The following is a 15113-nucleotide window of genomic DNA, read 5'->3' on the forward strand; positions in this document are numbered from 1 at the left end:
CTCTCGACACCCACGAGCATCAACGAGCGGTCTTGCAGATGACGTGAGACATGCCTTGCAGATGTCCTGAACCAGCACACTGCCGGGGGCACCCAGGGACGTGTGAGGACGTCGACATCGCCCGGCCTACGGATCCTCCCTTCATCTCAGCGGTGCTTCGCGGACGCCCCGTCTATGGAGCATCGAACGAGCGCGCACGGTGGCGCGCCACTAGCGTGAAGCTATGGGAATTCTCAAGAAGGCCGGAGCGCTCGGCGTCGCCAAGCTGGTCTACGACCAGGCCCGCAAGCCGCAGAACCAAGAGCGCATCAAGCAGGCCATGAACCGCGTCAAGGACCGCCGCGACCACGGTCGTCCGCGCTGAGCGGAAGTCAGGCGCTTCACGGGTCGACCAGCTCGGTCCGCGTCCGCGAGCTGTCGCGCCCGCGCGGCGTCGGCGCGTTCGGATACCGGGAGCTGGGCGACGCCCCCGACTCCTGCACCGCAGACACGACGCGCGACCGCGGGTGGCCGCTCGGAGCACTGTGCTCGGTCAGTCGTCGCGCCGCTCATCGGCGACCGCATGCTCGTCGTCGACCGCGCGCGGCGTGACCCGCAGCCCGGCGATGCGTCGCCGGTCGAGCGCCGTGACCTGGATCGTGGCCCCCGGAACGTCGACGGTGTCCCCCACGACGGCCAGACGGCCCAGCTGCTCGGTGACGAACCCCGCGATCGTGTCGGAGGAGCCGCGCGGCAGCGCCAGCCCGGTGACCTCCTCGAAGTCCTGCAGGTTGAGTCGTCCGTCGAGGATGCCGCCCGCGGCAGCGGGGTCGGCGGCCGTGTCGTACTCGTCGAAGATCTCCCCTACCACCTCCTCGACCAGGTCCTCGAGCGTCACGATGCCGTCTGTACCGCCGTACTCGTCCACGACCACCGCGATGTGGTGGCCGTCGGCGCGCATGCGCGTGAGCGTCGGCATCACGCGCGCCGTGGAGGGGAAGTACGAGATCGGCCGGATCAGCCGCTCCAGTGAGCGGTTCGCGCCGTCGACGGCAACCTCGAACAGGTCCCGTACATGGATGAAGCCGACGATGTCGTCGATGGACCGGTCCACGACCGGGTACCGGGAGAACGGCAGCTCGCGGACCTGCTCGACCGCTTCGGCGATCGTGGCGCTCTCGTCGACGGCCACGACCTCCGGCCGCGGACGCATCACCTCGCTGATCTGCCGGCCGCGCAGCGACAGGACGTCGTCGAGGATGCGCCGCTCGTCCTCGGGCAGGCCCTGGTGGGTCGCCACGATGTCGCGGAACTCCTCCTCGCTGAGCTCGTCGGCCGTCTTGTGCGGATCGCCGCCGAGCAGCCGGACGAGGGCGTTCGTGGACACCGACAACAGCCAGATCACCGGTCGCATGACGGTGGCGAACTTGTCGAGGACCGGCGCCACCGCGTAAGCGAACTCGGCGTTGCGCTGGATCGCCAGTCGCTTGGGCACGAGTTCGCCCAACACGAGCGAGAGATACGCGATGACCAACGTCAGCAGCACCGTCGCGAGCGTGAAGGCGAGCTGCTCCCCGACGCCGAGGAGTTCGAGCGACGGCACGGCGTACGGAGCGATCGAGGTGGCGCCGTACGCCGCAGAGGCGAAGCCGGCGACCGTGACGCCGATCTGCACGGCGGACAGAAAGGTGTTGGGATTGCGGGCGAGAGCGGCCACTTTGGCCCCGCGGCGGCCCCGCGTGGCGATGGTGTTGATCTGGCTCTCGCGCAGTGTCACCAGGGCCATCTCGGTGGCGGCGAAGACGCCGCCGACCAGGACGAACGTGACGACGAGAACGATGTTCCAGACGAGTTCGCTCATGAGCGGACTCCCGTCCGGGAGAGGGCCGCGCCCGGCCTCAGCCGGGCGCGGGGTCTGTCAGGGTCGGACGAGTCGGGACTTCGATCGTTCACAGGTGCTCCTCTCGAGATTCGGTGATCGAACGTTCACGGTCGCGGCGGGTCTTACGGAGGCTGGCGACGGTCGCCACGGCGATCGTCGCGCCGATGAACAACAGCGAGAGCCAGATCGGCACCTCGGGCACCCACAACATCGGCTCGCCGCCGTTGATGAAGGGCAGCTCGTTGACGTGCAGGGCGTGCAGCAGCAGCTTCACGCCGATGAACGCCAGGATCACGGCCAGGCCCTGCGCGAGGTAGACCAGCCGCTCGAGCAGACCGCCGATGAGGAAGTACAACTGACGAAGGCCCATGAGGGCGAACGCGTTGGCGGTGAAGACGATGTACGCCTCCTCGGTCAGGCCGTAGATCGCCGGGATCGAGTCGACGGCGAACACCAGGTCGATGAAGCCGATCGCGATGATGGTGAGGAACATCGGGGTGACGAACCGGCGGCCGTTCTTGCGCACGGTGAAGCGGTCCTCGTGGTACTCGTCCGTGACCGGCAGGTGGCGACGGACGAACGTCATGAAGCGGCCCTGCGTGGGGTCGTCGTCGTGGTCGCTGAACGCCTGCTGGTAGGCGAGCCAGAGCAGCAGCGCGCCGAACAGGTAGAAGACCCAGGAGAAGTTGGCGATGAGCGCGGCACCGACGGCGATGAAAAGGCCGCGCAGGATCAGCGCGATGACGATGCCGATCATCAGGACCTTCTGCTGGTAGATCTTCGGCACCGCGAAGCCGCTCATCACGATGAGGAAGACGAAGAGGTTGTCGACCGAGAGGGCCTTCTCGGTGAGATACCCGGCGAAGTACTCGCCGCCGTAGGTCCAGCCGGAGACCGTGCCGATACCGACACCGAACAGAAGCGCCAACCCGATGTAGAAGGCCGACCAGCGGGCCGACTCCCCGATCGACGGCTCATGGGGTTTGCGGACGTGGGCGAAGAACTCGTAGACGAAGAAGGCGATCGTGACCGCGATCGTGATCATCCAGACGAGGGGTGTGACGTTCAAGGCGAACTCCAACTTGGCGTGAGTGACTGACTGACGCCAAGGTCTTCTCCATCCCTGCATCGAGGAACCGGGGGCCCGGGATGCGGTACGCATCCGTAATGACGAGCCGACCGTGTCGGAGTACTCCCCTTGGGGTTCCCAGTTTAGAGGATTCCTCCGCCTCTCTCGCGACGAACCCGTTTCCGGGCCCTTGATAGGCAAGCAAGCGCTTGCCTATAGTGCAGGCGTGAGCGACATCTACCGTGCGCTCGACGACGAGACGCGACGTCTCGTACTCGACGAGCTGGCGGCCCGCGACGGTCAGACGCTGTTCGAGATCTGTTCGACCCTCGCGACACGGCACGGCCTGACCTTGACGCGCCAGGCGATCTCCCAGCACCTCGGCGTGCTCGAGGACGCCGGCCTGCTGAGAACGGAGCGACGCGGGCGCTCCAAATTCCACTACTTCACTCCCGCCCCCCTCGCCGAGATCGCCCGGCGTTGGCCCCTCCCCGAAAGGACGACTCCATGAGGATCGAACTGACCAGCCTGTTCGTCGATGACCAGCGCGAAGCGCTGGCCTTCTACACCGACGTACTGGGCTTCACGAAACGCCATGACGTCCCACTGGGCGAGGACGCGTGGCTCACCGTCACCTCTCCCGAGGCGCCCGACGGCCCCGAACTGCTCCTCGAGCCGGCCGGGCACCCCGCGGTGAAGCCGTACCGCGACGCCCTCGTGGAGGACGGCATCCCGCTGGCCCAGTTCGCGGTCGACGACGTACAGGCGGAGTACGAACGATTGACCGGGCTCGGAGTCGTCTTCACGCAGCCGCCGACCGACATCGGCAACGCGTGGATCGCGGTCTTCGACGACACCTGCGGCAATCTCATCCAGATCCTCGCCATGAAGCCGGGCACGGACGAGGGGAACTGAGGCGCTTCTTGGGTTGTGTCATCGCCGTCGGCGACTAGCGTCGGCAGTACGTGACCGACGACGAGGAGGCGACATGCCCACACGCACCGCACGCACTGCCTGGGACGGTGGAATCCAGGATGGCTCCGGCGAGGTCGAACTGAGCAGTTCGGGCCTCGGCACCTTCGACATGTCCTTCCCGAAGCGCTCGGCGGAGGACGGTGGCGGGGCGACGAACCCCGAGGAGCTCATCGCCGCCGCACATTCGGCGTGCTACTCGATGCAGCTCAGCGCCCTGCTCGGGCAGCGGGGAGCCACCCCCATCACCCTCGAGACGACCGCCGACGTCACCCTCGGCCCGGACCCGGCTGGCGGTTTCCGCATCACGACCATCGCCTTGCGGGTCCGCGGCGAGGTGGACGGCATCGACGAGAACGGCTTCATCGAAGCGGCCGAAGAGGCCAAGGACACGTGCCCGGTGAGCAAGGCGCTCGAGGGCGTCGACGAGATGACGGTCGACGCCGCACTCGAGACCGCGTGACCCGATGTGAGCGCCCGGCCGGCACCCCTCGCGAGCCGGCCGGGCGCTCGCATCGTCACCCCTCGTCGCAGCCGCGACACCGCTCACCGATCGTCGACCTGACCTGAGTGTCGACCTCGACACCCCCGCGTTAGGCTTGACGACGTCTCCACTCAAGCTCTCAGCACTTCCGGAAGAGGCGATTCAGGCCGTGGCCGAGTCCTCCACCACAGCGTCCAACTCCACCGGCGCACAGTCCCCCGACTTCGGAGCCAACGAATGGCTCGTCGAGGACATGTATGAGCGGTTCACCGAAGACCCGTCGTCCGTCGACGCCGAATGGGCGGAGTTCTTCCGCCGTGGCGGCTACAGCGGCGACAACGGGACCAACGGTGCCGCCGCCAGCACGTCCGCCAAGCCTGCGGCGAAGCCGGACCCGGCGGCCGAGACTGCTGCCGCCGCCAGCGCCCCGGTGAACCAGCCGGCCGACAAGACCGCGAGCGGTGAGCGTGCCCAGACGCGCGAGCCCGCCAAGGACACCGTCGTCACGCCGGCCAGCGACAAGAAGACCGAGCCCAAGGCTCCGGCCAAGCCCGCCGCCCCGGCCAAGAAGAGCGGCACGAAGAAGGCCGCGGCCGAGGAGAAGAAGCCCGCCGGTCCCGGCGAGGTCGAGCGTGTGACGCTGCGCGGCGCCGCTGCGCGTACGGCCACCAACATGGACCAGAGCCTCTCGGTGCCCACCGCCACGAGCGTGCGCTCCGTCCCGGTCAAGTTGCTGTTCGACAACCGCATCGTCATCAACAACCATCTCGCTCGCGCTCGCGGCGGCAAGGTGTCGTTCACGCATCTGATCGGCTACGCCGTGGTCCAGGCGATCAAGGCGATGCCGGAGATGAACACGGGCTTCGAGTACGACGAGAAGGGCAAGCCGGTCCAGCTCAAGCCCGAGCACGTCAACTTCGGTCTCGCGATCGACCTGCAGAAGCCCGACGGATCGCGTCAGCTGCTCGTCCCGAGCATCAAGGCCGCCGAGACCATGGACTTCGCCGAGTTCTGGCAGGGCTACGAGACCATGGTCAAGAAGGCGCGCGACGGCAAGCTGGAGGTCTCGGACTTCCAGGGCACGACCGTCAGCCTGACCAACCCCGGCGGCATCGGCACCAACCACTCGGTGCCGCGCCTCATGTCCGGCCAGGGCCTCATCGTCGGCGTCGGCTCGATGGAGTACCCGCCGGAGTTCCAGGGCGCTTCGGAGCACACCATCGCCCAGATGGCCGTCTCGAAGATGATGACCCTCACCTCGACGTATGACCACCGGGTCATCCAGGGTGCCCAGTCCGGCGAGTTCCTGCGCCGGGTGCACCAGCTGCTGCTGGGCGAGGACGGTTTCTACGACGAGATCTTCCGCTCGCTGCGCATCCCGTACGAGCCCATCCGCTGGGCGCGCGACATCGCCGTCAGCCACGACGACGAGATCCACCGCCAGGCCCGCGTGCTGGAGCTCATCCACGCCTTCCGCGAGCGCGGTCACCTGATCGCGGACACCAACCCGATCGAGTACAAGATGCGCACGCATCCGGATCTCGACATCGCCTCGCACGGCCTCACGCTGTGGGACCTCGACCGCGAGTTCGCGACCGGGTCGTTCGGCAAGGCCTCGGGCAAGCCGCTCATGAAGCTGCGCGAGATCCTCGGCATCCTGCGCGACTCCTACGTCCGCACCATGGGCGTGGAGTACATGCACATCCAGGATCCGGGCGAGCGCGCCTGGTTCCAGGACCGCCTGGAACGTCCCCACGTCAAGCCGCCGCGCAGCGAGCAGCTGCGCATCCTGCAGAAGCTCAACCAGGCGGAGGCCTTCGAGGCGTTCTTGCAGACCAAGTTCGTCGGACAGAAGCGCTTCAGCCTCGAGGGTGGCGAGACCGCGATTCCGCTGCTCGACGAGATCTGCTCGGCCGCCGCGGCCGACAACCTCGCCGAGGTCTGCATCGGCATGGCGCACCGCGGCCGCCTCAACGTGCTGGTCAACATCGCCGGCAAGGACCCCGGCCAGGTGTTCCGCGAGTTCGAGGGCAACATCGACCCGCGCACGGTCCAGGGCTCCGGCGACGTCAAGTACCACCTCGGCGTCGAGGGCGAGTTCACCTCGTCCAAGGGCGACAAGGTCAAGGTCTCGGTGGCGGCCAACCCGTCGCACCTCGAGGTCGTCGACCCGGTCCTGGAGGGCATCACCCGCGCCAAGCAGGACCGCCTCAACATGGGCGAGGCCTTCCCCGTACTCCCGGTGCTCATCCACGGTGACGCCGCGTTCGCCGGGCAGGGAGTCGTCGCCGAGACGCTCAACCTCTCGCAGCTGCGCGGCTACCGCACGGGCGGCACGATCCACCTCATCGTCAACAACCAGGTCGGCTTCACCACGAGCCCGTCGTCCTCGCGTTCGTCGACGTACTCGACCGACGTCGCGCGGATGATCCAGGCGCCGGTGTTCCACGTCAACGGCGACGACCCCGAGGCGTGCATCCGGGTGGCTCAGCTGGCCTACGAGTACCGCCAGACGTTCCACAAGGACGTCGTCATCGACATGGTCTGCTACCGCCGTCGCGGCCATAACGAGGGCGACGACCCGAGCTTCACGCAGCCGCTCATGTACGACTCCATCGAGCGCAAGAAGTCGGTGCGCAAGCTGTACACCGAGGCGCTCGTCGGTCGAGGCGACATCACCCTCGAGGAGGCCGAGGAGGCGCTGAGCGACTACCAGAAGCGACTCGAGGCGAACTTCGCCCGGGTCAAGGAGTCCTCGGATCTTCCGGACTACACGCGCATCCCGGAGTACCCCGAGAAGCCGTTCGAGAGCGGGTACGTCACCGCGATCACGCCGGAAGTCCTCAAGGCCGTCGCCGAGGCGTACACCAACGTCCCCGAGGGCTTCACGGTCCACCCGAAGGTCGCGCCTCAGCTTCAGCGGCGTGCGCAGTCGATCACTGCCGGGCCGATCGACTGGGGCACGGGCGAGATCATCGCGATGGGCTCGCTGCTGCTCGAGGGCCGTCCGGTCCGCATGGCCGGCCAGGACTCGCGCCGTGGCACGTTCTCCTCGCGGTTCGCGGTGATCATCGACCGCCACACGGCGGACGAGTGGACTCCGCTCTCGCACGTCGGTGAGAACCAGGGCACGTTCTACATCTACGACTCGCTGCTGAGCGAGTACGCCGCGCTCGGCTTCGAGTACGGCTACTCGGTGGCGCGTCCTGAAGCCCTGGTCATGTGGGAGGCCCAGTTCGGCGACTTCGTCAACGGCGCCCAGTCGGTCATCGACGAGTACATCTCGTCCGGCGAGACGAAGTGGGGCCAGAAGTCCGGCGTCGTGCTGCTCCTCCCCCACGGCTACGAGGGCCAGGGGCCGGACCACTCGTCCGGCCGCATCGAGCGGTTCCTGCAGTTGGCGGCCAACGACGAAATGCGCATCGCGCAGCCGTCGACGCCGGCGTCGTACTTCCACCTGCTGCGCAAGCAGGCACTTGAGGCCGACCACCGCCCGCTGATCGTGTTCACCCCCAAGCAGCTGCTGCGCCGCAAGGCCGCGGCCAGCCAGCCGGAGGACTTCACGAGCGGCGAGTTCCGTCCCGTGCTCGGCGACGCGACGGTCGACCCGAGCAAGGTCGAACGCGTCCTGCTGACGTCGGGCCGTGTCGCCTACGACCTCATGGACGAGCGCGACAAGCGGGAGAAGGACCAGTCCCGTACGGCGATCGTGCGCGTCGAGCAGCTCTACCCGCGCCCCGCGGAGGAGCTGCTCGCCGAGGTCCAGCGATTCGCCGGCGCCAAGGAGATCCGCTGGGTGCAGGACGAGCCGGAGAACCAGGGCCCCTGGCCGCACATGGCGCTCCACTTCGCGGGCGCGTTCGGTGACCTGCCGTTCACGGTCGTCTCGCGTCCGGAGTCCAGCACCACGGCCGTGGGCTCGCACGCGGTCCACGTGACCGAGGCTCGCGACCTGATGGACCGCGCCTTCGCCTGATCAGGAGAGGCCGTGTACTTCACCGATCGCGGTATCGAGGAGTTGGCCGCGCGCCGGGGAGACGAGAACGTCTCCCTGGCGTGGCTGGCCGAGCAGTTCTCCACCTTCGTCGACCTCAACCCCGAGTTCGAGGTTCCCGTCGAGAGACTGGCCACCTGGCTCGCCCGCCTCGACGACGAGGACGAGTAGTCCGCACTCCGCCCGACCCGAACGCCACGCCTGCACCGCGAGTGGCGCAAGATGGGGCGGATTCCGCCCTCGAAAGCCCCAGACTGCGCCACTCGGTCGTCACTTTGCGCCACTCGCCATGCCCCGCGTGGAACTGACGGGTGCCCACGACGAAGTCCGGCGGGCGACTCCTGTACGAGGAGCCGCCCGCCGGACTTCGTCGTCAGATCAGCGGGTGAGGACGATCTTGCCGAAGACGTCGCCGTCGATGACCCGCTGGAGGCCCTGTGCGGCGTCCTCCATCGCGATCTCGCTGTCGATCAGCGGCCGGGTACCCGTCACCGCCAGGAACTCGGCCAGGCGCCGCAGTTCCTCACGCGTGCCCATCGTGGAGCCGTGCACGCGCATCTGCTGGAAGAAGATGCGGGTGAGCTCGGCGGCCTTGGGGGCGTCGCCCGAGGTGGCACCGGCGATGACGAGCGTGCCGCCCGGGCGCATGGACTTGATCGAGTGCGACCACGTAGCCGCGCCGACGGTCTCGATGACGGCGTCGACCTTCTGCGGGAGCCGCGCGCCGGACTCGAAGGCCTCGTGCGCGCCGATCTCGACGGCCTGGGCGCGCTTCGCCTCGTCGCGGCTGGTGGCGAAGACCCGGAAGCCCGCCGCACGCGCCAGGACGATGGCGGCTGTGGCCACGCCGCCGCCGGCGCCCTGGATGAGCACCGCGTCGCCGGGATTGAGGTCGGCCTGGGTGAACAGCATCCGGTAGGCCGTCAGCCATGCCGTCGGCAGACATGCCGCCTCGCTCATCGACAGGCCGGCTGGTTTCGGCACGACGTTGCGCCGCGGCACGGCCACCTTCTCGGCGAAGGTGCCCGGGTAGCGCTCCGAGAGCAGCGAGCGACGGGGGTCGAGCGTCTCGTCGCCGCTCCAGGACGGGTCCGAGATCACCGCGTGCACGATGACCTCGTTGCCGTCCTCGTCGAGTCCGGCGGCGTCGCAGCCGAGGATCATCGGCAGCGACTCCTCGCGCAGCCCGACGCCCCGCAGACTCCACACGTCATGGTGATTGATCGAGGCGGCCTTGACCGTGACGGTCGTCCACCCGTCGGGGACCTCGGGATCGGGGCGCTCCCCCACCACGAGACCCTTCAGCGGGTCGTCGGGGTTGATGGCATCGGCGTAGACGGCGAACATACTTCTCCTGTCGGACGAGTCAGTACGGACGTCGGGCGAGGCCCTCGCGGCGTGCCGTGTCGGTGACCGCGCGCGCCACGACCTGCGCGACCCGCGGGTCGAAAGGCGACGGGATGACGTAGTCCTCCCGCACCTCATCACCCACGAGGTCGGCGAGCGCCGTGGCGGCCGCGAGCTTCATGCTCTCGGAGATCGCCGTCGCGCGCACGTCCAACGCGCCGCGGAAGATGCCGGGGAACACCAGGACGTTGTTGATCTGGTTCGGGAAGTCGGACCGACCGGTCGCGACGACGCGGGCGTGGCGCCGGGCCACATCCGGATGGACCTCCGGGTGCGGATTGGCCATGGCGAAGACGATCGCGTCGTCGGCCATCTGCGCCACCGCGGACTCCGGCACCGTGCCACCGGAGACACCGATGAAGACGTCCGCGCCCACGAGCGCGTCGGCGCAGCTGCCCGCGGAGGCCCAGGGCGCGCAGAAGTCGGCGAGCCAGCGCTTGGTCTCCGTCAGGTCGTCGCGTTCGGGCACGAGCACACCGGAACGATCGACGACGCTGATCTTGCGCACACCGGCCGCGCGCAGGATCTTGGCGATCGCGACGCCGGCCGCGCCCGCGCCGGAGATCACCACCTTGAGCTCGTCGAGGTCGCGATCGGTGAGTCGCGCGGCGTTGATCAGCGCGGCCAGGGTGACGACGGCAGTGCCGTGCTGGTCGTCGTGGAACACCGGGATGTCGAGCCGCTCGATGAGCCGCCGCTCGATCTCGAAGCAGCGCGGTGCGGCGATGTCCTCGAGGTTGATGCCACCGAAGGACGGTGCCAGCCGGGCGACGGTCTCGACGATCTCGTCGACGTCGGTCGTGTCGAGGGCGATGGGCACCGCGTCGACGCCGCCGAACTGCTTGAATAGCACCGCCTTGCCCTCCATGACGGGCATCGAGGCGGCTGGGCCGATGTCGCCGAGCCCCAGAACCGCCGTGCCGTCGGTGACGACGGCGACGGTGTTGGAGACCCAGGTGTAGTCGTGGGCGAGTTGGGGGTCTGCGGCGATCGCCTCGCACACGCGGGCGACTCCGGGGGTGTACGCCATCGAGAGATCGGTGGCGTCGCGCAGTTCGACGGTCGAGCTGACGGCCATCTTGCCGCCGCGATGCAACGCGAAGACCGGGTCCTCGGCGTCGGGCACCGTCATGTCGATGTCAGCGGATTCGAGCGGAGAGAGGTCGTGGGCGACCATGCAGCACTTCCTTGAACGCGTCTACGTGGAACGTGGAGGCGGTCACCGATCCGGCGGCCGGTGCGGCGCAGAGGGGCCGCGAGAAGGCATGGGGTGGAGCCGCGGTCAGTCTCTCACAGCGTCAGACGTCGCCTGCGCGCAGGCTCATGGCGCGTCGCCCGGGTCCGGAGAGCACGCACCCCAGCACGACCACGGCGCTCGCGACCAGTACCGGGAGTAACCACGACACGACGTCGCCCCCGGCGTTGCGCAAGTTCCAGGCCATCCCGAGCGCGATGAGCTGAGCGACGAGCACCGGACCTCGCGCCCCCTGCCGGGCCAGCGCGACACCGACCGCAGCAGCGATGAGCCCGGCGCCGAGCACCAGAAGCACGAGAGCGATCCCGATGCCCAGTCCCACGCGGTCGTCGCCGAGGTGCACCAGATCGGCCACCGCGAGACCCACGAGGGCGAGACCCTGCAGGCCGCTCACGAGGCCGGCGAGACCCAGCAGGAGACGACCGGTCGAGGTGTCGGACACGGAGTCAGGGTAACGACAGCGTCGTCATGTGAGGAAATCGACACCGGTCATCAGCTCGTAACTCTTGTCATGTATGGGAAACCTTGCGAGAGTAGACATCGAATGCCGTCGGGCCCTGGGGGTCTGCCCCATTCCATCCACGATAGCCGCCATTTTGGGAAGGAGCGTCCTCATGGACTGGCGCCACCGTTCCGCCTGCCTGGACGAGGATCCCGAGCTCTTCTTCCCCATCGGCACCACCGGCCCCGCGATCATGCAGATCGAGGAGGCCAAGGTGGTCTGCCGCCGTTGCGATGTCCGCGAACAGTGCCTGCAATGGGCGCTGGAATCCGGTCAGGACCACGGAGTGTGGGGAGGCCTGAGCGAGGACGAGCGCCGCGCTTTGAAGCGTCGTAACGCGCGAGCCCGCATTCGGACCGCGTAACCCTCACCGCTGAGCCCCGGGTGCCCACCGGCCCCGGGGCTTCGTCGTGTCCGGGTCACCGTACGTCGAAGGTGATCGTCACGGTCGCCCCGCCGACGGGTGACCGTTCGAACGCCAGGACACCACCGAGCTCCCCCTCGACGAGGGTGGACACGATGGACAGTCCGAGGCTGCTCGTCGCGTCGAAGTCGCCCGGTAGCCCGTTGCCGTCGTCGCTGACCCGTAGCCGCAGCCGATTGCGGATGCGATTGACGGCCACCGTCACCCGGCCGGAGTCGCGCCCGGCGAAGGCGTGCTCGACGGCGTTCTGGACGAGTTCGGTGACGACCATGGCCAACGACGTCGCGGCGTCGCCTGGGATGCTGCCGAACGATCCGATGCGTTCGGCGCGCACTTCCACGCCGTCGGCGAACTCCGGGATCGTGCGCAGCAACGTGTCGGCGATGTCGTCGAAGGCGACCGTCTCGTCGAAGGATTGACTCAGCGTCTCGTGCACGAGCGCGATCGAGCCGACCCGCCGCTCGGCCTCTCGCAGTGCCTCTTTCGCCTCGGGGACGTCCAGGCGTCGGCTCTGCAGCCGCAGCAGCGCGGCGACGGTCTGGAGGTTGTTCTTGACCCGATGGTGGATCTCGCGGATCGTGGCTTCCTTCGAGACGAGTTCACGTTCGCGCAGCCGCAGTTCGGTCACGTCGCGCAGCAGCACCAGGTAGCCCTCGCGAGCACCCGCCGACGTGAGCGGGATGATCCGCATCAAGAGCGACGCGTCGTCGCCCTCGATCTCGGCGGCAGACTCGCCGGGGCCGAACATCGTGGCGAACCCGCGGTCGGTGGGGCGGCGTTGCAGCAGATCGGTGGTGACCGCGATGAGATCGCGGCCCACGAGGTCGCCGGTCAGTCCAAGCCGGCGATACGCCGACAACGCGTTCGGGCTCGCGTAGGTCACCGTGCAGGCGGCGTCCGTCCGCACCAGGCCGTCGCCGACGCGCAGGGAGTCCGCGATGTCCGACCGGTCGCCGCCGACCGGGAACTGTCCGTGCCGCACCATCTCGACGAGAACTCCGCTGGTCTGCAGATACGCCTGCTCCAGGGCGCTCGGCGAGCGTTGAGCCTCGCGATAGCGACGCTGGGTGATGATGCCGATCGGCTCGTCCGATCCCCCGACCTCGATGACGTCGACGAGGACGACGGTGCCGTCGTGGAGCGTCTCCTCCGGCGTGAACCCCTGCCGCGGCACGAACGTGCCGACCACGTCCTCGAGCAACGTGGTGGGCCCCGTCGTCGGCCGGATCTGCGCCGCGGCCCATCGTCCCTTGTTCTCCGCGTCGGGCAACCACAGCACCAAGTCGCAGAAGGCGAGGTCGGCGATGATCTGCCAACTGCCGACGAGGGCCTGGAGGCGGGCGATCTGCCCGGCATCGAGCGTGGTCTGCGAATCGGCGATGTCCTCCAAGGTGGGCACGCCGCCAGCCTAGTCTCGCCGGTTCGTTCCCGGCGGCCGTGACCGGCCAGTAACGTACGTCACATGACGAGCGACGAGAACGCCTTCCCTGAGCCCAGCGGCCCGCACGGCGGCCACCACGCCCTCGAGGTCGCCAAGGCCCACGGGGTCACCACGATGTTCACGCTGTCCGGCGCGCACGTGTTCCCGATGTACGACGCCGCGGTGAAGTCCGACGATCCCCTGCCGATCATCGACGTCCGCCACGAGCCGTCGGCCGTGTTCGCCGCGGAGGCGATCGGCAAGCTGACCCGCACGCCCGGCCTGGCCGTCCTCACCGCCGGCCCGGGCGTGACGAACGGCGTCAGCCCGGTCGCGCAGGCGTACTTTTCGGGGGCGCCGCTCGTGGTGGTCGGTGGTCGTGCTCCGGCGGCTACGTGGGGGGCCGGCACGCTGCAGGAGCTCGATCACCCGCCGATCTTCGAGACCATCACGAAGTCCGCACGGACGGCCGGAAGCCTCGCGCAGATCGCGCCGGTGGTGGACCAGGCGTTCACCGAGGCCGCGTCGTCACACCGCGGCCCGACGTTCGTCGACATCCCGATGGACGAGTTCTTCAACAACGGCCCGATCGAGCATCACTCGACCGGGGCGCCGGCGGGACCGATCGAGCCGGACGCCGAACGGATCGCGGAGATCGCCGGCCTCCTCGCGCGGGCCGAGCGCCCCATCGTCATCCTCGGCTCGGACGTGTGGTCCGACCATGCCGAGGAGGCGGCGCGCCGCTTCGTCGAGGAAGCGCGCGTGCCGGCCATCGCCAACGGCATGGGCCGCGGCGTGCTGCCGGGTGGTCACGAACTGCTGGTCACCAAGGCGCGCTCGCGCGCCCTCGGCACGTGCGACCTCGCGATCGTGGTCGGCACCCCGCTGGACTTCCGCCTCGGCTTCGGCCGGTTCGGGGGCAAGGACGGCTCGCCCGCGGCCACCACGGTGCACATCGCCGACTCGCCCGGCCAGGTGTCCACGCACGCCGAGCTCGGCGGCTCGGTGTCCGGCGATCTCAGCCAGATCTTCGACGGCCTGCTCGCCGCGCTGCAGGCTCAGCCGACCAAGCCGGACTGGACCGTCTGGGCGAGCGACCTGCAGGCCCAGGTCGCGGCCGCCGTCGAACGCGACGCGGCGCTGCTCGGCGCGGAGGCCGACCCGATCCACCCGGCGCGCATCTACGGCGAGCTGCTCCCCCGGCTCGCCGACGACGCGGTCGTCATCGGTGACGGCGGCGACTTCGTCTCGTTCGCCGGCAAGTTCGTGGAGCCGAAGCGCCCCGGCGGCTGGCTCGATCCCGGCCCGTACGGCTGCCTCGGTGCCGGGCTGGGCGCCGCCATGGCGGCTCGGATCGCCCGGCCCGACAGCCAGGTGGTCGTGCTGTTCGGCGATGGGGCGGCCGGCATGTCGCTCATCGATGTCGACACGCTGGTGCGACACAACCTGCCGGTCGTCATGGTCGTGGGCAACAACTCCGCATGGGGACTCGAGAAGTCACCGATGCAGATGCTCTACGGGTACGACGTCGCGGCCGACCTGGCCCCGCAGACGCGCTACGACCAGGTGGTGACGGCGCTCGGCGGCGGCGGCGAGATGGTGACGGACCCCCGTGAGATCGGACCTGCGCTGGATCGGGCGTTCGCCTCCGGCGTTCCCTACCTGGTGAACATCATGACCGACGTCAACGCCCAGTACCCGCGGGCGACGATGGGCGTCTGACAC

The 15113-nt window shown here is 68.7% G+C and carries 14 protein-coding genes; 8 read left to right on the top strand and 6 right to left on the bottom strand.

Annotated features, from left to right (window positions below; genetic code table 11):
* The first annotated feature begins 223 nt into the window (after positions 1 to 223).
* Entirely contained in the window at positions 224 to 364 is a 141-nt protein-coding gene (locus EHW97_RS15365; protein ID WP_166367505.1) for a hypothetical protein, read from the top strand.
* 168 nt (positions 365 to 532) lie between these two features.
* Here the strand turns inward: EHW97_RS15365 and EHW97_RS12950 are convergent, their stop codons facing one another.
* Both EHW97_RS12950 and EHW97_RS12955 read right to left on the bottom strand, forming a co-directional pair.
* A complete protein-coding gene (locus EHW97_RS12950; protein WP_124237599.1) occupies positions 533 to 1840 on the bottom strand; it encodes a hemolysin family protein in 1308 nt (435 codons plus the stop codon).
* 88 nt (positions 1841 to 1928) lie between these two features.
* Positions 1929 to 2930, bottom strand: a complete 1002-nt coding sequence (locus EHW97_RS12955; RefSeq protein ID WP_124237600.1) for a TerC family protein — start codon at positions 2928 to 2930, stop codon at positions 1929 to 1931.
* 226 nt (positions 2931 to 3156) lie between these two features.
* Here EHW97_RS12955 and EHW97_RS12960 point away from each other — a divergent pair, with 226 nt between their 5' ends.
* From EHW97_RS12960 to EHW97_RS15370, 5 genes are all read left to right on the top strand, one after another.
* Positions 3157 to 3441: an ArsR/SmtB family transcription factor gene (locus EHW97_RS12960; protein WP_208002035.1), complete on the top strand. Its 285-nt coding sequence runs from the start codon at positions 3157 to 3159 to the stop codon at positions 3439 to 3441.
* Positions 3438 to 3845 (top strand): VOC family protein, encoded by a 408-nt coding sequence (locus EHW97_RS12965; protein ID WP_124237601.1) that lies wholly within the window; start codon positions 3438 to 3440, stop codon positions 3843 to 3845. Before EHW97_RS12960 ends, EHW97_RS12965 begins: the two co-directional genes overlap by 4 nt.
* Positions 3846 to 3918: 73 nt before the next feature.
* On the top strand, positions 3919 to 4365 hold the full coding sequence (locus EHW97_RS12970; RefSeq protein WP_124237602.1) for an OsmC family peroxiredoxin: 447 nt from the start codon (positions 3919 to 3921) through the stop codon (positions 4363 to 4365).
* Between the two features lie 190 nt (positions 4366 to 4555).
* Complete coding sequence (locus EHW97_RS12975) at positions 4556 to 8362, top strand: multifunctional oxoglutarate decarboxylase/oxoglutarate dehydrogenase thiamine pyrophosphate-binding subunit/dihydrolipoyllysine-residue succinyltransferase subunit (protein WP_124237603.1); 3807 nt, start codon at positions 4556 to 4558, stop codon at positions 8360 to 8362.
* Positions 8363 to 8374: 12 nt separating this feature from the next.
* On the top strand, positions 8375 to 8551 hold the full coding sequence (locus EHW97_RS15370; RefSeq protein ID WP_166367506.1) for a DUF6104 family protein: 177 nt from the start codon (positions 8375 to 8377) through the stop codon (positions 8549 to 8551).
* A 207-nt stretch (positions 8552 to 8758) separates the two neighbouring features.
* Here the strand turns inward: EHW97_RS15370 and EHW97_RS12980 are convergent, their stop codons facing one another.
* From EHW97_RS12980 to EHW97_RS12990, 3 genes are all read right to left on the bottom strand, one after another.
* Entirely contained in the window at positions 8759 to 9727 is a 969-nt protein-coding gene (locus EHW97_RS12980) for a zinc-binding dehydrogenase (RefSeq protein ID WP_124237604.1), read from the bottom strand.
* Between the two features lie 19 nt (positions 9728 to 9746).
* Positions 9747 to 10964: an NAD(P)-dependent malic enzyme gene (locus tag EHW97_RS12985; protein ID WP_124237605.1), complete on the bottom strand. Its 1218-nt coding sequence runs from the start codon at positions 10962 to 10964 to the stop codon at positions 9747 to 9749.
* A 121-nt stretch (positions 10965 to 11085) separates the two neighbouring features.
* Complete coding sequence (locus EHW97_RS12990) at positions 11086 to 11484, bottom strand: hypothetical protein (protein ID WP_124237606.1); 399 nt, start codon at positions 11482 to 11484, stop codon at positions 11086 to 11088.
* A 172-nt stretch (positions 11485 to 11656) separates the two neighbouring features.
* Between EHW97_RS12990 and EHW97_RS12995 the strand changes: the two genes are divergently transcribed.
* Positions 11657 to 11908 (top strand): WhiB family transcriptional regulator, encoded by a 252-nt coding sequence (locus tag EHW97_RS12995; RefSeq protein ID WP_121793101.1) that lies wholly within the window; start codon positions 11657 to 11659, stop codon positions 11906 to 11908.
* A 55-nt stretch (positions 11909 to 11963) separates the two neighbouring features.
* Here EHW97_RS12995 and EHW97_RS13000 read toward each other — a convergent pair whose 3' ends face one another.
* A complete protein-coding gene (locus EHW97_RS13000; RefSeq protein ID WP_124237607.1) occupies positions 11964 to 13367 on the bottom strand; it encodes a sensor histidine kinase in 1404 nt (467 codons plus the stop codon).
* A 63-nt stretch (positions 13368 to 13430) separates the two neighbouring features.
* Between EHW97_RS13000 and EHW97_RS13005 the strand changes: the two genes are divergently transcribed.
* A complete protein-coding gene (locus EHW97_RS13005) occupies positions 13431 to 15110 on the top strand; it encodes an acetolactate synthase (RefSeq protein ID WP_124237608.1) in 1680 nt (559 codons plus the stop codon).
* Positions 15111 to 15113: the final 3 nt, after the last annotated feature.

The sequence above is a fragment of the Aeromicrobium camelliae genome, from assembly GCF_003850045.1.
Classification (GTDB): Bacteria; Actinomycetota; Actinomycetes; order Propionibacteriales; family Nocardioidaceae; genus Aeromicrobium; species Aeromicrobium camelliae.